This window comes from Streptomyces sp. NPDC025833, assembly GCF_055558055.1.
The window spans coordinates 76,051-97,924 of the sequence record NZ_JBVHNF010000021.1 but is presented as its reverse complement, the minus strand read 5'-3'; the positions used below and the strand labels follow the sequence as shown (position 1 = coordinate 97,924).

Genomic DNA, 21,874 nt, shown 5'->3' with positions numbered 1-21,874 from the left:
CTGGTTCCGCCTCCGGGTCAGGTGTTCTGGGGGGTGAAGAGCAGCTCGTCCAGGTGCGCGGCGAGCATGGCGGGGGTCGGGTGGTCGAACAGCAGCATCGGGCCGGTCTCCAGACCGCACAGGTCGTTGATCCGGTTGCGGACCTCCACCGCGGTCAGCGAGCTGAACCCGACGTCGAAGAAGCCGGTCTCCTCGTCGAACTCGTCCGTCGTCTCGTGCCCGAGCGCGGCGGCCGCCAGCTCGACGACGAACCGGGTCAGCTCCTTCCTGCGCTCCTCGGCGGGGCGCTCGGCCAGCCGGTCCACCAGGCTCTGCCCCGGTGACTCGGCGGCGGCCTCCTCGACCGGTTCCTGCGGGGTGACGGCCAGGTCTTCCTGGGGCATGACGGTCCTCTCCAGCCAGTAACGCTTGCGTTCGAACGGGTAGGTGGGCAGGGGGATGTGGTCGCGGTGCGGCGCGACGGCGAGGTCGTGGCCGCGGACGTGCAGCCGTCCCAGCGCCGTGAGCAGGGACGACGTCTCGGACTGCCCGCGCCGTACGGAGGGGATCGCGTCGCCGAGCCCGGTCAGGCTCTCCTGGACCATGGCGGTGAGCGTGTCCGCGGGCCCCACTTCCAGGAACGTGCGGACGCCCTCGGCCTCCAGGGTGCGCACCGTGGCGTCGAACTGGACGGCCGCGCGCACGTGGCGTGCCCAGTACTCCGGCGCGGCCGGCTCATCCGGTTCCACGAGCCGCCCCGTGACGTTGGAGACCAGCGGGATGTCCGGCGTGCCGTAGGACAGTCCGCGGGCCACCCGGGTGAACTCCTCCCGCATGGGCTCCATGAGCGGGGAGTGGAAGGCGTGGCTGACGCGGAGCCGCTTGGTGCGGTGGCCGTCGGCCCGCAGCCGCTCGACGAGGGCCAGCAGGGGCTCCTCCGCCCCCGACAGCACCACCGATGAGGGCCCGTTGACCGCGGCGACACTCAGCTCGTGCTCGTGGCCGGCCAGGACCTCCGCGGCCCGCTCGGCACCGATGGCCACCGCCACCATGGCCCCGCCGGCCGGCAACGCCTGCATCAGCCGTGCGCGGGCCGCGACCAGGGCCGCCGCGTCGCCCAGCGACAGCATCCCGGCCACGTGCGCGGCGACCAGTTCCCCGATGGAATGCCCGGCGACGATATCCGGCTCGATCCCCCACGAGGCCAGCAGCCGCACGAGGGCCACCTCGAAGGCGAACAGGGCCGGCTGGGTGAACTCCGTGCGGTCCAGCAGCGCGGCCTCCTCGGCGGAGGGGTCCGCGAGCACCACCTCGCGCAGGGGACGCGGCAGCCGGGCGTCCAGTTCCTCGCACGCCGCGTCGAAGGCCGCGGCGAAGACCGGGAAGGCGGCGTGCAGTTCGCGGCCCATGCCCGGACGCTGACTGCCCTGGCCGGAGAAGAGGAACGCGAGCGGTCCCGGCACCACCTTGCCGGTCACCGCGCGCGGGGACGGCCTGCCCTCCGCGAGGCCGCGGGCGGCGGCCAGCAGCTCCGTACGGTCGCCGCCGATCAGGGCGGCCCGGTGCTCCAGCCCCGCCCTGGTCGTCGCCAGCGCACGGCCGAGGGCCGCGGGGTCCAGCTCCGGGTGCGCCTCCACGTGCCGCACCAACTGCTCCGCCCGCGCGGCCAGCGCGGCCGGTGTCCTCGCCGAGAGCACCCAGGGCGCCGGGGCGTCCCGCTCCGGCGACGGCTCCGCGTCCTCGCCGGCGCCGGAGGCGGGCGGGGCCTGCTCGATGACGACGTGCGCGTTGGTCCCGCTGACACCGAACGCCGACACGGCGGCGCGCCGGGCCCGTCCGGTCTCCGGCCAGGGCCGCGCCTCGCTCAGCAGCCGCACGGTCCCCGCGGACCAGTCGACGTGCGGTGTGGGCTCGTCGACGTGCAGGGTCCGCGGCAGCGTGCCGTGGCGCATCGCCAGCACCGTCTTGATGATCCCGGCGACACCGGCGGCGGCCTGCGTGTGGCCGACGTTGGACTTCAGGGAGCCCAGCCACAGGGGCCGCTGCGGGCTCCGGCCCCGGCCGTAGGTGTTGATCACGGCCTGCGCCTCGATGGGGTCGCCCAGCCTGGTGCCGGTGCCGTGCGCCTCGACCGCGTCGACGTCCGCGACGGTGAGGCCCGCCGCGGCCAGGGCCCGCTTGATCACCCGTTCCTGGGAGGGGCCGTTGGGCGCGGTCAGGCCGTTGGACGCGCCGTCCGAGTTCACCGCGCTGCCCCGGACGACGGCCAGGACGGGATGGTTGTTGCGGTGCGCGTCGGACAGCCGCTCCAGCAGGAGCAGGGACAGGCCCTCGGACCAGCCGGTGCCGTCGGCGGCGGCCGCGAACGCCTTGCAGCGCCCGTCGGGGGAGAGCCCGCGCTGCCGGGAGAACTCCACGAAGGTGTTCGGCGTGGCCATGACCGCCACACCGCCGGCCAGCGCCAGGTCGCACTCGCCCGAGCGCAGCGCCTGGGCGGCCAGGTGCACCGCCACCAGCGACGACGAGCACGCCGTGTCGACCGTCACGGACGGCCCCTCGAAACCGAAGCAGTACGACGTCCGGCCCGAGACGAGGCTGCCCGCGACACCGGCACCCTGGAACCCCTCGACCTCGGCCGGGGTGCTCGCGAGCCCGGTCCCGTAGTCGTGGTACATGACGCCCGCGAACACGCCCGTGTTGCTGCCCCGCAGGGAGTTCGCGTCGATCCCGGCCCGCTCGCACACCTCCCACGTCGCTTCCAGGAACAGCCGCTGCTGCGGGTCGGTCGACAGCGCCTCGCGCGGGGAGATGCCGAAGAACCTGGCGTCGAAGTCACCCGCGTCGTGCAGGAAACCCCCCTCGCGGACGTAGCTCTTGCCGGGGGCGTCCGGCGACGGGTCGTAGAGGTGCTCCACGTCCCACCCGCGGTCCTCGGGGAAGGGGGTGATGCCGTCGCCGCCCTCCTCCAGCAGCTCCCACAGGTCCTCGGGGGACCGGACGCCGCCGGGCAGCCGGCACACCATGCCCACGATCGCGATGGGCTCACCGGCCCGGTCGGTGGCCGCCGTGAGTTCCCGCCGCAGCCGCTCGTTCTCCAGGAGCGACGCGCGCAGTGCCTCGACGACCGTGTTGTCGTGCGTGTTCATGCTCTTCTCCGCATCGTCGATGACCGTCAGCGGTCGCGCTCGCCCAGGGCCCTGGCGACCAGGTTCTCCACACTCATGGTCGAGATCTCGCTCGCGGGCTCCCCGGCCGGGGAACCGGCGGACGTGGGCACGTCGGCCTCGTCCGCCAGCCGCAGCAGCTCGGGCAGCAGGCCCAGCTCCCGCAGCCGCTCCAGCGGCACCGAGGCCAGCACCGCGCGCAGCCGCTCCTCGCGCGGGCCGTCGATCTCCTCGTCCACCGGCTCGGGGAAGAGCTGCTCGTACAACCGCCCGGCGACCACCGCGGGGTTGGGGTAGTCGAAGATCAGCGTGGCCGGGAACCGGACGCCGGTCGCCGCGGCGATCCGGTTGCGCAGCTCGACCGCGGCGAGCGAGTCGAACCCCATCTCCTTGAAGGAGCGCTCCCGGTCTATCGCGTCCGCGCCCTCGTGCCCGATCGTGTGCGCGGCCTGCGTACGGACCAGGTCGACCAGCCGGCGCAGCCGCTGCGGGGCGGTCAGCCGCTCCAGCCCCTGTACGAGGGAGTCTTCCGACGCCCGCTCCTGCCGTGCCGTCGGACGGTCCTGCGGCACCAGGCCCCGCAGGACCGCGGGCGCGTCGGGCGTCCGCTTCACCGCGGCCAGGTCGAACCTCGCCGCGAGGACCGTCGGGGCCCCCGAGGCCACCGCCGCGTCGAACGACCGCAGCGCCTGCTCCGCCGGGAGCGCCAGGACGTACCGGTCGCGGTGGCCCGGGCCGCCGTCACGCAGCGACCGGGTCATCTCGCTGTCCTGCTCCCACAGCCCCCACGCCACCGAGACCGCGGGCAGACCGAGCCCGCAGCGGTAGGCGGCGAGACCGTCCAGGAAGGCGTTGGCGGCGGCGTAGTTGCCCTGGCCGGCGCTGCCGAGCGTGCCGGCCGCGGAGGAGAACAGCACGAACGAGGCCAGGTCGGCGCCGCGGGTCAGCTCGTGCAGGTGCCAGGCGCCCTCCGCCTTCGGGAGGAACACGGTGTCCATCCGGCCCGGCGTCAGGGCCGAGACCACGCCGTCGTCGAGGACCCCGGCGGTGTGGACGACGCAGGTGAGCGGATGGTCGGCGGGGACCGTCGCCAGCAGCCGGGCCACGTCCTGCCGGTCGGAGACGTCGCAGCACGCGATCGTCACCGAGGTGCCGAGCGCGGTGAGTTCGGCGTGCAGTTCGGAGGCGCCCGGGGCGCTCGGCCCGTGCCGGCTCGTCAGCAGCAGGTGCCGGGCACCGTGCTCGGTGATCAGGTGCCGGGCCACGAGCGCGCCCAGGGCGCCGGTGCCGCCGGTGATCAGTACGGTGCCGTCCGGGTCCAGCGGGCGGCCCCCGCCGGTGCGGCCGTCCCGGCCGGACGGGACGGCCGGGGTCCGGGAGAGCCGGGGGACGCGCAGCGTTCCGGCGGACAGCGCCAGTTGCGGTTCGCCGGTGGCGAGGGCGGCCGGCAGCAGGTCGCGGGAGTCCTCGTCGACGGCCGCGAGTACGAACTCGCCCGGGTGTTCGAGCTGGGCGGAGCGGACCAGGCCCCAGACGGCGGCCGCCGCCGGGTCCCGCCGGGCGTCCCGGGTCAGCACCACCAGCGGGCTCCCGCCGGGCTCGGCCAGCTTCCGCTGGAGGGCTTCCAGCGCGCGGGCACCCAGCGTGCGCGCCTGCGGCACGGGTCCGCCGGTCACCGGCCCGGTGAGGTCCAGGACGCGTTCCGGAGCCCCGGCCCCGGCCCCGTCCTCCGGCAGCGGTGCCACGACCCAGTCCAGGCCGAGCGGCCGGTCGTCGGAGCGGCCGGCCGCCGCGATGCGGTCCGGGTCCAGCGGCCGGGTGGCCAGCGCGCCGACCGTCGCCACGGGGGAGCCGGTGGCGTCCGTGAGGTCCAGCTCCATGCCGCCGTCGCCGGTGCGTATCCGCACCCGGAGCGCGGTGGCGCCCGAGGAGTGCACGGCGAACGACTTCCAGGCGAACGGCAGGACGGTCCCCCGCTCCCAGGCCGCGGAGGCGACCGCCGCCGCCTGGAGCGCCGAGTCCAGCAGCGCGGGGTGCAGCAGGAAGCCCTCCACGCCGTCGCCGGGGAACTCCGCCTCGGCGAACACCTCGTCGCCCTTGGCCCACACCTCCCGCACCCCGCGGAACAGCGGGCCCAGCTCCAGGCCGCTCTCCTCCAGCCGCTCGTGGAACCCGGTCAGGGGCACCGGCTCCGCCCCGGCGGGCGGCCAGTCGCGCAGTTCCGCGCCGGTCACCGGGGTCGCGGACAGGAACCCGGTCGCGTGCCGGGTCCATTGCGCGTCCCGGTCGCCGTCGGGCCGGGAGTGGAAGGCCACCGGCCGGAGCCCGTCGGCGTCCTTCGCGCCCACGGTGACCCGGAGCTGGAGCCCGCCGTCACCGGGGAGCACCACGGGCGTCCCGATCACCAGCTCGTCGACGGTGCCGGTCCCCACCTCGTCGCCCGCCCGGACGGCCGCCTCGACCAGGGCGGCACCGGGGACCACCACGGACCCGGCGACGGCGTGCTCCCCGAGCCACGGATGGGTCGCGAGGGAGAGCCGGTGGGCGAACACCACACCGTCCGACTCGGGGAGCGCGACCGCCGCGCCCAGCAGCGGGTGCCCCGACGGGTCCGCGCCGACGGCACCGAGGTCGGTCGTGCGCACCGGCTCCAGCCAGAACCGCCTGTGCTCGAACGGGTAGGTCGGCAGCGGCGTGTGCGCGCGGGGCGCCGGGTACAGCGCCGGCCAGTCCACCGCGTGCCCGCGGACGTGCAGCCGGGCGAGGGCACCGGCCAGGGACAGCGGTTCCGGCTGTCCGCGGCGCAGCGCGGGAACGGCGCCGACCGTCTCGCTGTTGTCCCCCACCAGCGCGGCGAGGGTGTCACCGAAGCCCAGCTCCAGGACCGTGGTCACCCCGGTGCTCTCCAGGGTGCGCACGGCGTCGCTGAACCGGACGGCGGCCCGGGCGTGCCGGACCCAGTACCCGGCACTGGCGAGTTCGGCCGGGTCGGCGGGCTCACCGGTGACGTCGGACACCACCGGGACGACGGGGGCGGTGTACGTCAGCCCGGCCGCCACCCGCCCGAACTCGTCGAGCATCGCGTCGATGTGCGGCGAGTGGAAGGCGTGGCTGACGGCCAGCCGCTTGGTGCGGTGCCCCTGCCCGCGCAGGCGCTCCGCGAGGGCGAGCACCGCGTCCTCGTCCCCGGAGAGCACGACCGACTCCGGCCCGTTGACGGCGGCGAGGGCCACGGCGTCCTCCAGTCCGGCCAGCAGCGGCCGTACCGCCTCCTCGCCGACGCCCACCGCGACCATGGCACCGGTGGCGGGCAGGGCCTGCATCAGCCGGCCCCGCGCGGTGACCAGGACGGCCGCGTCCGTGAGGGAGAGCACCCCAGCCACATGTGCCGCGGCGATCCCGCCGATGGAGTGCCCCACCACGACGTCCGGCCGCACCCCCCACCCGGCCAGCACCCGGGCCAGGGCGACCTCCAGCGCGAACAGCGCGGGCTGGGTGTACGCGGTGGTGTCGAGCAGACCGGCGGCGGGCGTGCCGGGCTCCGCGAACACGGCCTCCCGCAGCGGAACGGTCAGGTGCTTGTCCAGCTCCGCGCAGATCTCGTCGAACGCCTCCGCGAACGGCGGCAGCCGCCGGTGCAGTTCCCGGCCCATGCCGAGCCGCTGGCTGCCCTGCCCGGAGAAGGCGAACGCCAGCCTGCCCGCGCCCGCCCGTCCCGTCACCACGGACTCGGGGGACCCGCCGTCCGCGAACGCCCGCAGCCCCGCCAGCAGTTCCTCCCGGTCGGTCCCGACGACCACCGCGCGGTGGTCGAGGTGGGCCCGGGTCGCGGCGAGCGCGTGGGCCGTGCGGGCCGCGCCGGTGTCCTCGGCGGCCGCGACGTGGTCGGCCAGCCGCCCGGCCGCCGCCGCGAGGGCGGCCGGCGTCCGCGCGGAGAGGGGCCAGGCGATCACCTCGACGGCGGTCGCGCCGGGGTCGTCGTCGGCGGTCCCGTCGCTGGTGTCGGGCGGTGCGGGCGCCTCCTCGACGATGACGTGCGCGTTCGTCCCGCTGGCTCCGAAGGCGGAGACGGCGGCGCGGCGGGGGTGGGTGGTCTGGGGCCAGGGGTGGGGCTGGGTGAGGAGTTGGACGGTTCCGGCGGACCAGTCGACGTGGGGGGTGGGTTCGTCGACGTGGAGGGTGCGGGGCATGGTGCGGTGGTGGAGGGCGAGGACGGTCTTGATGATGCCGGCGACGCCTGCGGCGGCCTGGGTGTGGCCGATGTTGGACTTGAGGGAGCCGAGTCGGAGGGGGTGGTCGGGGTCGCGGTGGCGGCCGTAGGTGTTGATGAGGGCCTGGGCCTCGATGGGGTCGCCGAGGGTGGTGCCGGTGCCGTGGGCTTCGACGAGGTCGATGTCGTGGGGCTGGAGGCGGGCGTTGGCGAGCGCGGCCCGGATGACGCGTTGCTGGGAGGGGCCGTTGGGTGCGGTGAGGCCGTTGGAGGCGCCGTCCTGGTTGACGGCGGATCCGGTGACGACGGCGAGGACGGTGTGGTTGTTGCGGCGGGCGTCGGAGAGGCGTTCGAGGAGGACGAGGGCGACGCCTTCGGACCAGCCGGTGCCGTCGGCGGCGGCGGCGAACGCCTTGCAGCGGGCGTCCGGCGCCAGCCCCCGCTGCCGGGAGAAATGGACGAGCGTGTCGGGCGCCGCCATGATGGCCGCACCGCCCGCCAGTGCCAAATCGCACTCGCCCGAGCGCAGTGACTGGGCGGCCAGGTGCAGCGCCACCAGCGACGACGAGCACGCCGTCTCCACCGTCACCGCCGGACCCTCCAGCCCCAGGGTGTACGAGATCCGGCCCGAGGCCGCGCTGCCGGAGTTGCCGATGCTCAGCAGGCCCTCGACCTCGGCGGGGGTCTCCCGCAGCGGAGGCGCGTAGTCGTGGTACATCACGCCGGCGAACACCCCGGTCCGGCTCCCGTGCAGGGAGGCCGGGTCGATGCCGGCCCGCTCGATGGTCTCCCAGGACACCTCCAGCAGGTGCCGCTGCTGCGGGTTGAGCGACAGCGCCTCGCGCGGCGAGATGCCGAAGAACTCCGCGTCGAACCCGGCGGCGTCGTGCAGGAACCCGCCCTCGCGGACGTACGCCTTGCCGGGCGCGCCGGGATCGGGGTCGTACAGGCCCTCCAGGTCCCAGCCGCGGTCGTCGGGGAAGGGCGCCACGGCGTCCGACCCGGAGTCCACCAGCCGCCACAGGTCCTCGGGGGTGGCGACGCCACCGGGCAGCCGGCAGCCCATGCCCACGATGGCGACCGGCTCCTGGGCGGCGGCCTCCGCCTCCCGCAGCTTCTCGCGGGTCTGCCTCAGTTCGACGAGGGTGCGCTTCAGGTAGTCACGAAGCGTCGTGTCATTGGTCACGGAGGTGTCCTTTACGCGTTCGGGCCCTGGGGCAGGTCGAGTTCGGCTTCCGCGAGCCGCAGGATCTCTTCGTCGGTGGCCAGCTCCAGGTCGGGGTCGGCCGCCGCACCGGAGCCGTGCCACTTGGCCGCCAGCTTGCGCAGGCGGTCCGCCACCTCCGCGCGGTCGTCGGGCTCCAGCAGCAGCCGGTCGAGCGAGGCGTCGAGCCGGTGCAGTTCCGCGAGCACCGCGGCGGCCGTCCCGTCCCCGTCCCCGGATCCGCCCCCGCCGAGGCCGAGCTGCTCCTCGACGTGCCGGGCGAGCGCGGCGGGCGTGGGGTAGTCGAAGACGAGGGTCGCCGGCAGCCGCAGGCCGGTGCCGGCGCCGATGCGGTTGCGCAGGTCGACCGCGGCCAGCGAGTCGAAGCCGAGGTCCTTGAAGGCCTGGCGGCCGTCGACCGCCCCCGGCGCCGCGTGCCCCAGCGTCGCCGCGGTGTGCGCGAGCACCATGTCGAGGAGCTGCTTCGCCCGTTCCTCCGCGGTGGCCCGGCGCAGCCGGTCGAGGAAGGAGTCCGACGGTTCGGCGGCGGCCTGCCGTGCGGCGGGCCGCGTGCGGGGCACCAGGTCCCCGAGCACCGCGGGCGGGTTCGCGGACTGCCGCAGCGCGGTGACGCTCAGCTTGACCGGAACCACGACGGAGGGGCTCTGCGGTGCGCCGTCCCCGTGCAGCGCGGCGTCGAAGAGCAGCAGGCCCTCCTCGTCGCTCATCGCGAGCACTTCCCGCTTGAGGTGCCCGCGCGTGCCGTCCAGCAGCGCACCGGTCATCTCGCTGGCCTGCTCCCACAGGCCCCAGGCCAGCGAGAGCCCGGGCAGCCCGAGCCGCCGGCGGTGGGCGGCCAGACCGTCGAGGAACCCGTTGCCCGCCGCGTAATTGCCCTGGCCCGCGTTGCCCAGCGTGCCCGAGGCCGACGAGAACAGGACGAACGCCGACAGGTCCAGGTGCTCGGTCAGCAGGTGCAGGTTCCAGGCACCGTCGACCTTCGGACCGAACACCTTGTCCACCCGCTCCGCGTCGAGCGAGGTGAGCACTCCGTCGTCCAGGACGGCCGCGCTGTGGATCACGGCGGTGAGCGGGTGGGCCGCCGGGATGCCCGCGAGGAGACCGGCGACCGCCGCGCGGTCGCCGATGTCGGCGGCCGCGACGGTCACGGTGGCACCCAGGGCGGTGAGTTCGTCGCGCAGCCGCCCGGCCTCCGGGGCGTCGGGGCCGCGCCGGCTGGTGAGCAGCAGGTGCCGTACGCCGTGGTGGGTGACCAGTCGCCGGGCGACCAGTCCGCCCAGCGTGCCGGTGCCACCCGTGACCAGCACGGTGCCCTCGGCGTCCAGTCCGGACGGTCCGGTCCCCTCGGGCCGCAGCCGGGCGAGGCGCGGTACGAGGACGGCGCCGTCGCGCACGGCCAGCTGCGGTTCGCCGGTCGCGACCGCGGCGGGCAGCAGCGCCCGGGAATCGGCCGCGTCGTCCACGTCCACCAGGACCACCTGCCCGGGGTTCTCCGACTGCGCCACCCGGGCCAGCCCCCACACCGAGGCCATGGCCGGGTCGTGCCGCGCGTCGCGGGTGAGCACCACCAGCGGGGCGGCGGGCTCGGCGGCCCGCAGGTGCGCCTTGATCGCCTCCAGCGCGCGGGTGACCAGGTCCCTGGACCGCCGGGGCAGGTCCTCGTCGGCCGCGGGGGAGTCCGTCAGGTCCAGCACGGTGTCCGTGGCCGGCCCGGTCGGCGCCGCCGCGCGGTCCACCGCGAGCGGGGTCCACTCGGTGGCGAACAGCATGTCGGCGACGCCGGCCCCGCCACCGACCCGGTGGACGTCGACGGGACGGGTGACGAGCCTGCCGACCGAGGCGACCGGGGCGCCCGTCGGGTCGGTCACCTCCACCGCGACGTCGTCGCCACCCACCGTGCCGACCCGCACCCGCAGGGCGGTGGCCCCGGTCGCGTGCAGCACCGCGTCGTTCCAGGCGAACGGCAGCCGGGCCGGGGCGTCCTCGCCGCGGCGGCCCGGCAGGAAGGCGGCGGCGTGCAGGGCCGAGTCCAGCAGCGCCGGGTGGAGCAGGAAGGCCGAGAGGTCGGTGTCGTCCGGCAGCGCGACCTCGGCGAAGACCTCCTCGCCCCGCGTCCAGACGGCCCGCAGGCCCCGGAACAGCGGGCCGAACTCGAACCCGGCCGCCCGCTGCCCGTCGTAGAAGCCGTCCACCGCGACGGCCTCGGCGCCCTCGGGCGGCCAGCTCCCCGGGCCGGCGGCGGGCGCCGGGCGCGGCTCGGTGTGCAGCTGTCCGGCGACGTGCCGGGTCCAGGCCGCGTCCGCGTCGGCGTCGTCGGCACGCGAGTGCACGGTGACCGGCCGCAGGCCGGTGTCGTCGGCCTCGCCGACGAAGACGCGCAGGTGCACCGCGCCGGTCGCGGCGATGGCCAGCGGCGCCTCGACCACCAGCTCCGACACCGCGGTCGCCCCCAGTTCGTCACCCGCGCGGACCACCAGCTCCAGCAGCGCGGTGCCCGGCACCAGCACCGTCCCGGAGACGGCGTGCTCGGCCAGCCAGGGCTGGGTGCGCAGGGAGACCCGGTTGGTGAACACGGCCGCATCCGACTCCGGGAGCCGCACGACCGCGCCGAGCAGCGGATGCCCGCTGCCGTCCAGGCCCACCGCACCGATGTCGGTGGCCTTGCCGTCCGCCTTCAGCCAGTAGTGGTGGTGTTGGAAGGGGTAGGTGGGGAGGGGGGTGTGGGGTGTGGTGGGGGTGGGTGGGGTGTGCCAGGTGGGGGTGTGGTGGGTGTGGGTGTGGAGGTGGGCGAGGGCGGTGTGGAAGGTGGTGGGTTCGTGTTGGTTGCGGCGGAGGGTGGGGATGGTGGTGGTGGGTTGGGTGGTGTGTTGGGTGAGTGCTTCTTGGATGGCGGGGGTGAGGACGGGGTGGGGGCTGATCTCGATGTAGGTGTGGTGGCCGGTGTCGGCGAGGGTGGTGGTGGCGGTGTGGAAGTGGACGGTTTGGCGGAGGTTTCGGTACCAGTAGTCGGCGTCGAGGTGGGGGCCGGTGATCCAGGTGGTGTCGGTGGTGGAGTACATGGGGGTGGTGGGTGTGTGGGGGGTGATGTCGGTGAGGAGTTGGGTGAGTTCTTGGTGGAGTTGTTCGACGTGGTGGGTGTGTGAGGCGTAGTCGACGGGGATTTTGCGGGCGCGGATGTTGTGGTTGTTGAGTTGGGTGTGGAGTTCGTCGATGGCGGTGGGGTCGCCGGCGATGACGGTGGTGGTGGGGCCGTTGATGGTGGCGATGTCGATGGTGTGTTGGTGGGGGGTGGTCCAGGGGGTGAGTTCGGTGTGGGGGAGGGGGACGGACATCATGGCGCCGTGGCCGGCGAGGCGGCGGGCGATGAGTTGGCTGCGGAGGGCGATGATGCGGGCGGCGTCGTCGAGGGTGAGGGCGCCGGCGATGTGGGCGGCGGTGATTTCGCCTTGGGAGTGGCCGATGACGGCGTCGGGGTGGATGCCGTGGTGTTGCCACATGCGGGCGAGGGCGGTCATGACGGCGAAGGTGACGGGTTGGACGACGTCGACGCGGTCGAGGGTGGGGGCGTTGGGGGTTTGACGCAGGACGTCGGTGACGGTCCAGTCCTGGTGGGGGGCGAGGGCGGTGTCGCAGGCGTTGATGGTGTGGGTGAAGACGGGGTGGGTGTCGAGGAGGGTGGCGCCCATGCCGGCCCATTGGGTGCCTTGGCCGGGGAAGACGAAGACGGTTTTGCCGGTGGTGGTGGGGGTGCCGGTGGTGAGGGCGGGGTCGGGGGTGTTGGTGGTGAGTGCGGTGAGGGCGCGGGTGAGGTCGTCGGGGTGGGTGGTGGTGATGACGGCGCGGTGGTGGTGGTGGGGTCGGCGGGTGAGTTGGTCGGCGATGTGGGCGGGGGTGAGGTCCGGGTGCTGTTGGAGGTGGTGGAGGAGGCGTTGGGCGGTGGCGGTGAGGGCTTGGGGGGTGGCGGCGGACAGGGGCCAGGTGATGACGTGGCCGTCCTCGTGGGGTGTCTCCTCGCCGGCCGGGGTGGTGTCGGGAGCGGCCGGTGCCTCTTCGAGGATCACGTGCGCGTTCGTCCCACTCACACCGAACGCCGAGATGCCGATACGGCGCGGACGGTCCGCCTCCGGCCAGGGCACCTCCTCGGTCAGCAGCCGCACCTCACCGGCGGACCAGTCGACGTGCGGTGTCGGCGCGTCCACGTGGAGGGTCCGCGGCAGTGCGCCGTGGTGCATCGCCAGCACGGACTTCACGACACCCGCCATGCCCGCGGCCGCCTGGGTGTGACCGATGTTGGACTTGAGCGAGCCCAGCCACAGCGGCCGTCCCGGCTCGCGGTCCTGCCCGTAGGCGCTGATCACCGCCTGCGCCTCGATGGGGTCGCCCAGCACGGTACCGGTGCCGTGCGCCTCGACGGCGTCGACGTCCCGCGGCCGCAGACCCGCGTTGGCGAGGGCCTGACGGATGACCCGCTGCTGGGAGGGGCCGTTGGGTGCGGTGAGGCCGTTGGAGGCGCCGTCCTGGTTGGTGGCGGTACCCCGTACGGTGGCGAGGACCGTGTGGCCGTTGCGGCGGGCGTCGGAGAGCCGTTCCAGCAGGACGAGGGCGACACCCTCGGACCAGCCGGTGCCGTCGGCCGCCGCCGCGAACGCCTTGCACCGGCCGTCCGCGGCCAGCCCCCGCTGCCGCGAGAACTCCACGAACGTCGACGGCCGCGCCATCACCGCGACACCGCCCGCCAGCGCCAGGTCGCACTCGCCCGAGCGCAGTGACTGGGCGGCCAGGTGCAACGCCACCAGCGACGACGAGCACGCCGTGTCCACGGTCACCGCGGGACCCTCGAACCCGAACGTGTAGGCCACCCGGCCCGACAGCACACTCGGCAGGTTGTTGTGCGACGTGTAACCGTCCACGCCCTCGCCGATCAGGTCCGCGCCGATGGTGTACCCCGTGTGGAAGCCACCGGCGAACACCCCCGTCCGGCTGCCGCGCAGCGCGGTGACGTCGACGCCGGCCCGCTCGAAGACCTCCCAGGAACTCTCCAGGAGGACCCGGTGCTGCGGGTCCATCGCCAGCGCCTCACGCGGTGAGATCTTGAAGAACGAGGCGTCGAAGTCCCCCGCGCCGTCGAGGAAACCGCCCCTGCGGGTGTACGTCTTGCCGGGCAGCCCGGGCTCGGGGTCGTAGATGGCGTCGATGTCCCAGCCGCGGTCCGTCGGGAAGTCGGACAGCGCCTCACCGCCCGAGGCCAGCAGCTCCCACAGGTCCTCGGGGGAGGCGATGCCGCCCGGCAGCCGGCACGCCATGGAGACGATCACGATCGGGTCGTCATCCGCCGGCCCGCCGCTCACCACGGCGGCGGCCTCCTCGGCGCCGCCCGACAACTCCTCCAGCACGAACCGGGCCAGCGCCCGCGGGGTCGGGTGGTCGAAGAGCAGGGTGGTCGGCAGCCGCAGCCCGAAGTCCTTGACCAGGGCGTTGCGCAACTGCACCGACGTCATGGAGTCGAAACCCTGGTCCGTGAACGCGGTCTCCGCGGCCACGTTCGTGGTGTCGCGGTGCCCCAGCACGGCCGCCGCGTGGGTGCGCACCGCGTCGAGCACCGCGGCCTCCCGGTCCGCCTCGGACAGCGTGGCCAGCCGACCGGCCAGGTCCGAGCCCGACCGGTCGCCGCCCGCGGCACCGTCCAGCTCCCGCAACGCCGCCTGCACCTCGGGCAGTTCGCCCAGCAGCGGGCTCGGCCGGGCGGCGGTGAAACCGGGGGCGAACCGGGACCAGTCCATGGCCGCGACCGACACCGCGGTCTCGTCGCGCTCCACCGCGTGCACCAGCGCCCGCAGGGCCGGCTCCGGGTCCATGGCGACCACACCCAACCGGTCGAGCCGCTCGGCGGCACCGTCCACCGCACCGAGCCCCGCTCCCGCCCAGGAACCCCAGGCGATCGAGGTCGCCGTGCGGCCACGGGCCCGCCGCTGCCGGGCGAGCGCGTCGAGGTAGGCGTTGGCCGCGGCGTAGGCGCCCTGGCCGCCACCTCCCCACACACCGGCGTTGGACGAGATCAGCACGAAGGCGTCGAGCGGCCGGTCGCCGAGTACGTCGTCCAGGTTCCGGGCGCCGAGCACCTTGCCCGCGACGACCCGGGAGAACTCCTCCGGGGAGGTCTCGGCGATCGCGCTCTGCTGGCCCGCGCCCGCCGCGTGGACGACGGCGGTCAGCGGCCTGTCGTCCGGTACGGCCTCGACCACGGCGGCCAAGGCGTCCCGGTCGGCCACGTCGCACGCGGCCACCGTCACGGCGGCGCCCAACTCCTCCAGCGCGGCCACCTGTTCCCGCACGCCCTCGGCGTCCGCGCCGCCGCGGCTCACCAGCAGCAGGTGCTCCGCGCCCGTGGCGGCCAGCCGGCGGGCGATCTGCCCACCGACACCGCCGGTACCACCGGTGACCAGCACCGTCCCGCGCGGTGTCCACGTCCGCCGGGCGGCGGACCCGGCGGGCCCGGCGGGCCCGTCCGAGGAAGCGCGCACCAGCCGCCGCCCGAACACACCGGAGGGACGGATCGCGACCTGGTCCTCGTCCCCCTGGCCGCGCAGCACACCGGCCAGGTACCGCAGCACCCGCTCGTCCGGCTCGGCGGGCAGATCCACCGAACCGCCCCACAGCCGCGGGTACTCCAGCCCGGCCACCAACCCGAATCCCCAGGTCAGCGCATCGGACGGACCGATCCACGGACCGTCGTCCGCCTCCGCCCCGCCCATGGTCACCGACCACAGCGGCGCGGTGACACCCTGGTCCGCCAGCGCCGGCACCAGGGCGGCCAGCAGCATCAGCCCGTTGGGCACGGCCGGGAAGCCGGCGTGCGGCCCCTCGTCCAGCGAGAGGAACGACAGGACACCGCTGTACCCGGCGGCCGCCACCCCCTCGGCCGCCAGCCGGCCGGCCACCGCCGTCCGGTCGTCGTCCGCGGTCTCCAGCACCACGCAGTCCGCGCCGTAACCCCGCAGGGCGTCCAGGGTCCCGGTCACCCGGGCGTCCTCGGCGAAACCGGCCGGAACGACCGCGAGCCACGTGCCGGAGAACCGGTCCGACGTGACGATCCCCAGCCGGCGCCAGACGACGCGGTACCGCCACGACTCCACGGCGTGCTCGTGCCGCGCGCGCCGCCGCCAGTTGGTCAGGGCCGGCAGGGCGGACGCGACCACCTCGCGGTCCCGTTCGTCGGTGACGTCCAGCGTGCTGGCGAGCGCCGCCACGTCCGCCCGGTCCACCGCCTCCCAGAAACGCGCCTCGTACGGATCGGCGGCGGTGGCGGAGTCCCGGGCCGTGGGCTCCGGCCAGTAGTGGTGGTGTTGGAAGGGGTAGGTGGGGAGGGGGGTGTGGGGTGTGGTGGGGGTGGGTGGGGTGTGCCAGGTGGGGGTGTGGTGGGTGTGGGTGTGGAGGTGGGCGAGGGCGGTGTGGAAGGTGGTGGGTTCGTGTTGGTTGCGGCGGTGGGTGGGGATGGTGGTGGTGGGTTGGGTGGTGTGTTGGGTGAGTGCTTCTTGGATGGCGGGGGTGAGGACGGGGTGGGGGCTGATCTCGATGTAGGTGTGGTGGCCGGTGTCGGCGAGGGTGGTGGTGGCGGTGTGGAAGTGGACGGTTTGGCGGAGGTTTCGGTACCAGTAGTCGGCGTCGAGGTGGGGGCCGGTGATCCAGGTGGTGTCGGTGGTGGAGTACATGGGGGTGGTGGGTGTGTGGGGGGTGATGTCGGTGAGGAGTTGGGTGAGTTCTTGGTGGAGTTGTTCGACGTGGTGGGTGTGTGAGGCGTAGTCGACGGGGATTTTGCGGGCGCGGATGTTGTGGTTGTTGAGTTGGGTGTGGAGTTCGTCGATGGCGGTGGGGTCGCCGGCGATGACGGTGGTGGTGGGGCCGTTGATGGTGGCGATGTCGATGGTGTGTTGGTGGGGGGTGGTCCAGGGGGTGAGTTCGGTGTGGGGGAGGGGGACGGACATCATGGCGCCGTGGCCGGCGAGGCGGCGGGCGATGAGTTGGCTGCGGAGGGCGATGATGCGGGCGGCGTCGTCGAGGGTGAGGGCGCCGGCGATGTGGGCGGCGGTGATTTCGCCTTGGGAGTGGCCGATGACGGCGTCGGGGTGGATGCCGTGGTGTTGCCACATGCGGGCGAGGGCGGTCATGACGGCGAAGGTGACGGGTTGGACGACGTCGACGCGGTCGAGGGTGGGGGCGTTGGGGGTTTGACGCAGGACGTCGGTGACGGTCCAGTCCTGGTGGGGGGCGAGGGCGGTGTCGCAGGCGTTGATGGTGTGGGTGAAGACGGGGTGGGTGTCGAGGAGGGTGGCGCCCATGCCGGCCCATTGGGTGCCTTGGCCGGGGAAGACGAAGACGGTTTTGCCGGTGGTGGTGGGGGTGCCGGTGGTGAGGGCGGGGTCGGGGGTGTTGGTGGTGAGTGCGGTGAGGGCGCGGGTGAGGTCGTCGGGGTGGGTGGTGGTGATGACGGCGCGGTGGTGGTGGTGGGGTCGGCGGGTGAGTTGGTCGGCGATGTGGGCGGGGGTGAGGTCCGGGTGTTGCTGGAGGTGGTGGAGGAGGCGTTGGGCGGTGGCGGTGAGGGCTTGGGGGGTGGCGGCGGACAGGGGCCAGGTGATGACGTGGCCGTCCTCGTGGGGTGTCTCCTCGCCGGCCGGGGTGGTGTCGGGAGCGGCCGGTGCTTCCTCGAGGATCACGTGCGCGTTCGTCCCACTCACACCGAAGGCGGAGACGGCGGCGCGGCGGGGGTGGGTGGTCTGGGGCCAGGGGTGGGGCTGGGTGAGGAGTTGGACGGTTCCGGCGGACCAGTCGACGTGGGGGGTGGGTTCGTCGACGTGGAGGGTGCGGGGCATGGTGCGGTGGTGGAGGGCGAGGACGGTCTTGATGATGCCGGCGACGCCTGCGGCGGCCTGGGTGTGGCCGATGTTGGATTTGAGGGAGCCGAGCCGGAGGGGGTGGTCGGGGTCGCGGTGGCGGCCGTAGGTGTTGATGAGGGCCTGGGCCTCGATGGGGTCGCCGAGGGTGGTGCCGGTGCCGTGGGCTTCGACGAGGTCGATGTCGTGGGGCTGGAGGCGGGCGTTGGCGAGGGCTTGTCGGATGACGCGTTGCTGGGAGGGGCCGTTGGGTGCGGTGAGACCGTTGGAGGCGCCGTCCTGGTTGACGGCGGATCCGGTGACGACGGCGAGGACGGTGTGGTTGTTGCGGCGGGCGTCGGAGAGGCGTTCCAGCAGGACGAGGGCGACGCCCTCGGACCAGCCGGTGCCGTCGGCGGCGGCCGCGAACGCCTTGCAGCGGGCGTCCGGCGCCAGCCCCCGCTGCCGCGAGAACTCCACGAAGGACGTCGGCTGGGCCATCACCGCGACACCGCCCGCCAGCGCCAGGTCGGACTCGCCCGAGCGCAGTGACTGGGCGGCCAGGTGCAGCGCCACCAGCGACGACGAGCACGCCGTGTCCACGGTCACCGCGGGACCCTCGAACCCGAACGTGTAGGCCACCCGGCCCGAGACGACGGCGGTGGCCGTCCCGGTGCTCCGGTACCCCTCCGTGTCGTCGTCCGAGCCCGCGAGGCTCATGCCGTAGTCCTGGTTCATCACACCGGCGAACACGCCGGTCCTGCTGCCCTGCAACGAGGTGACGTCGACGCCCGCCCGCTCGAACAGCTCCCACGAGGTCTCCAGGAACACGCGCTGCTGCGGATCCATCGACAGCGCCTCGCGCGGCGAGATCCGGAAGAAGTCCGCGTCGAACCCGGTGGCGTCCTGGAGGAAACCGCCCTCGCGGACATAGGTCGTGCCCGCCTGCTCGGGATCGGAGTCGAACAGGCCCTCCACGTCCCAGCCGCGGTCCGCGGGGAACGCGGTGATCCCGTCGAGGCCCTGGTCGACGAAGGTCCACAGGTCCTCGGGGGAGGCGATGCCGCCCGGCAGCCGGCACGCCATGGAGACGATCACGATCGGGTCGTCCTCGGCCGGTCCGCCGCTCACCACGGCGGCGGCCTCCTCGGCACCGCCCGACAACTCCTCCAGCACGAACCGCGCCACCGCCCGCGGGGTCGGGTGGTCGAAGGCCAGCGTGGTCGGCAGCGGCAGCCCCGTCACCTCCACCAGGCGGTTCCGCAACTGCACGGCCTGGAGCGAGCCGAAACCGATCTCCTTGAAGGCCCGCTGCGGGACCACGGCGTCCCGGGCCCGGCCGGCGGTCTCCGCGGCCGCGTCGCACACGGCGGAGACGAGGGTCCGCAGCCGCTCGGCCTCGGGCAGCCCGGCGAGCCGGGCCCGGAACTCCTCGGCACGCCCGGCGTCCGCCGACGCCCCCGCGGAGGTGTCGATCAGCCCGCGCAGCACCGCGGGAACGGCGTCGCCGGCGTGCAGCGTCATCGGGTCGAGCCGCAGCGAGCAGACCGCCGCCTCGCCGGACATCAGCGCGGCGTCGACCACGCTGAGCAGCTCCCGCCGGGCCAGGATGCCCACGCCCGACGGCAGTGCCGCCTCCGGTTCGTCGGCCCACGGCCCCAGGGACAGCGACAGCCCCGCACGGCCCTCGGCCCGCCGGCGCAGCGCCAGCGCGTCGCAGAACGCGGCCACCGCGGCGTCCTCCGGCTCGTGCGCCGTACCCAGCGTGCCCGCGGCCGAGGGAAGCAGCACCAGGACCGCCCCCTCGGCGGCGGCGGTCACCTCGTCCAGCGCGGCCGCCTGAGCCGCCGCGAGCCGGAACGGACCGGAGGGGACGTGGACCACACCGGCGAGCGGCCGGCGCAGGCCCGTCAGCACCGCCCGCAGCGCCGCGCGGTCGGTGAGATCGCAGGCGGCCACCGTCACCGTCGCCTTGAGCGCGGTCAGTTCACCCGCGAGGCCCGCGACGGACAGGTCGTCCTCACCCCGGTCGCTGATCAGCACCAGGTGCCGGACCCCGTGACCGGTCACGAGGTGGCGCGCCACGACCGCCCCGGCCACCGTGTCCGCGCCCGCCACCACCGCGGTGCGCGCCGGACCGAACACCGTGTCCCCGCCGGAGCGCACGGCCAGCCGCTCCAGCGACGGCCGGACGATGCTGCCCGCCCGCACGGCCACCTGCGGTTCGTCCCCCGCCGCCACGACGCGCAGCAGACCCGCGGGCAGCGCGTCACCGGAGCCGGCCGCGGCGTCCAGGTCCACGTGCACGAGCCGGTCGCCGTGCCCGGACCGCAGCCCGCGCACCAGCCCAGCCACGGCCGCGTGCGCGGGGTCGGGCGTCTCGGCCGGACCGGTGCCGACCCCGCCGCGGGTGAGGACGACCAGCCGCGCCGGGGCAGGCCACCCCTGCGCGAGCCACGTCCGGACCCGGGAGGACACGTCCGCGACGAGACCGGACGGTTCCGCTTCCGACGGCCCCGCCGGCACCACCACCACGTCCGCCGGCGCGAGGTCGGCGGGCGGCAGTCCGTCGGCCAGGTGCGTCACCTCGGCGCCCGCCGCCTCCAGGCCCGCGACCAGGCCGGCGTCGGCCTCCCCGGCGACCACCCAGCGCGGCCCGGCCGGGTCCGCGGCGGCGCCGTGCCCGACCGGGGGCAGCGGCAGCCAGTCGGCCCGGAACAGGTGCTCGTAGGTGCTGCTGCCGGCGGCCCGCAGCCGGGCGGGCCGGTCCAGCAGCAGGCGCCGGGTGACCTTGCCCGAGCCGGTACGCGGGATGCGCGTGACCTCGTACAACTCCTCGGGCACCTTGAAGTAGGAGAGCCGTTCGCGGCAGGCGGCGAACAGCGCGTCCGTGTCGAGTCCCTCCGGACCCGGCACCAGGAAGGCGACGGGGACCTCGCCCAGGATGTCGTGGGCCTTGCCGGCCACGGCGACGTCCGCCACCCCCGGCACTGCCCGGAGCACGTCCTCGATCTCCCCCGGGTGGATGTTCTCGCCGCCCCGGATGATGAGGTCCTTGATCCGGCCGGTGACGGTGAAGTAGCCGGCCTCGTCGCGGCGGGCCAGGTCCCCGGTGCGGTACCAGCCGTCGCGCAGCGCGAGCGCGGTCTCCTCCGGCCGGTTGTGGTAGCCGACCATCACGTTGGGGCCGCTGACCCAGACCTCGCCCTCCTCGTCGGCCGCCACGTCACGCCCGGACTCCGGGTCGACGAGGCGCACGTTGAGCCCGGGCACCGGCAGCCCGCTCGACCCCTCGACCCGCGCCCCCGTGGGCCAGTTGATGGTGATCGAGCCGCAGGTCTCGGTGCTGCCGTAGGCGTCCAGCAGGGGCACGCCGAACGTCTCCTCGAAGGAGACGCGCAACGACCGGGTGGTCACCGCCCCGCCGACCAGGCCGACCCGCAGGTCCGGGGCCCGCACCCCCTGCTGCTGCGCGGCCTGCACCAGGTAGTGGTACATGGTGGGCACACCGGCGAGGAAGGTAGGCGACTCCTCGCGCAGCACGGACAGGATCTCGTCGGCGGAGTAGCCGTCGGTGATGCGCGCGGTGGCACCGACCGACGTGACCGCCAGCACGCACGCGATGTGCGACAGGCTGTGGAACAGCGGGAGGGGCCACAGCACCCGGTCCTCGGCGGTCAGTTCGGGCACCGGTACGTAGCAGGCGGCCACCGACCACAGGCAGTTGCGCTGGGTCGACAGCACCCCCTTGGGCTTCCCGGTGGTCCCCGACGTGTAGAGCATCCAGGCGACCTCGTCCAGGCCGAGGTCGTCCCTGGCGCCGGCCTCCGGCTCCGAGCCGGCCAGGGTCTCGAAGGCCACCGTCCCGGCCGGGACCTGCCGGTCGCCGGTGACGACGATCCGGGGGTGCTCGGCCTCGCCCAGCACGCGCCTGAGCTGCTCGACCCGGGTGGCGTCGGTGATCACCACCCGGGCGCCGCTGTCGGCGAGGAAGAACTCCAGCTCGGCGTCGGTGGAATGCGGATTGAGCGGAACGCCGATCACGTTCGCCCGGGTGAGGGCCAGGTAACCCTCGACCATCTCCACGCAGTTGCCCAGGTACAGCGCCGCGCGGTCGCCCGGATGCACGCGCAGCCCGGCCAGATGCCCCGCGATGTACCGCGTCCGCAGCTCCAGTTCGGCATAGCTGACCTGACGTCGGGCATCGGCGAAGGCGATTTTCCCGCCGAGTCGGGCGGCATGTTCGATCAGGGTCTCGGGCAGGGGCCGAATCAGTTCTGTGCGCAGCATCCGGTAATCACTCCTAGGCACGGCGAGAAGCGCGTGAGCGCGACTTCGAGTCTCGCCTGCATTCGGGAGAGCGGACCCCCCTAACAAACCCCCTATGGAATCCCTGATCTGCGGGCCGGGAGAAATCGTCCCCCCTACG

The 21,874-nt window shown here is 74.4% G+C and carries 1 protein-coding gene and 3 pseudogenes; all 4 read right to left on the bottom strand.

The window, feature by feature from the left end; genetic code table 11:
* Positions 1-17 precede the first annotated feature (17 nt).
* Positions 18-3,532: pseudogene (locus ACZ4K2_RS31590) on the bottom strand (type I polyketide synthase); the annotation flags it as partial.
* 396 nt (positions 3,533-3,928) lie between these two features.
* Positions 3,929-4,690 (bottom strand): annotated as a pseudogene (locus ACZ4K2_RS31585) (beta-ketoacyl reductase); the annotation flags it as partial.
* A 270-nt stretch (positions 4,691-4,960) separates the two neighbouring features.
* A pseudogene (locus ACZ4K2_RS31580) lies at positions 4,961-8,509 on the bottom strand (type I polyketide synthase); the annotation flags it as partial.
* 41 nt (positions 8,510-8,550) lie between these two features.
* A complete protein-coding gene (locus ACZ4K2_RS31575) occupies positions 8,551-21,735 on the bottom strand; it encodes a type I polyketide synthase (protein WP_467769988.1) in 13,185 nt (4,394 codons plus the stop codon).
* Positions 21,736-21,874: the final 139 nt, after the last annotated feature.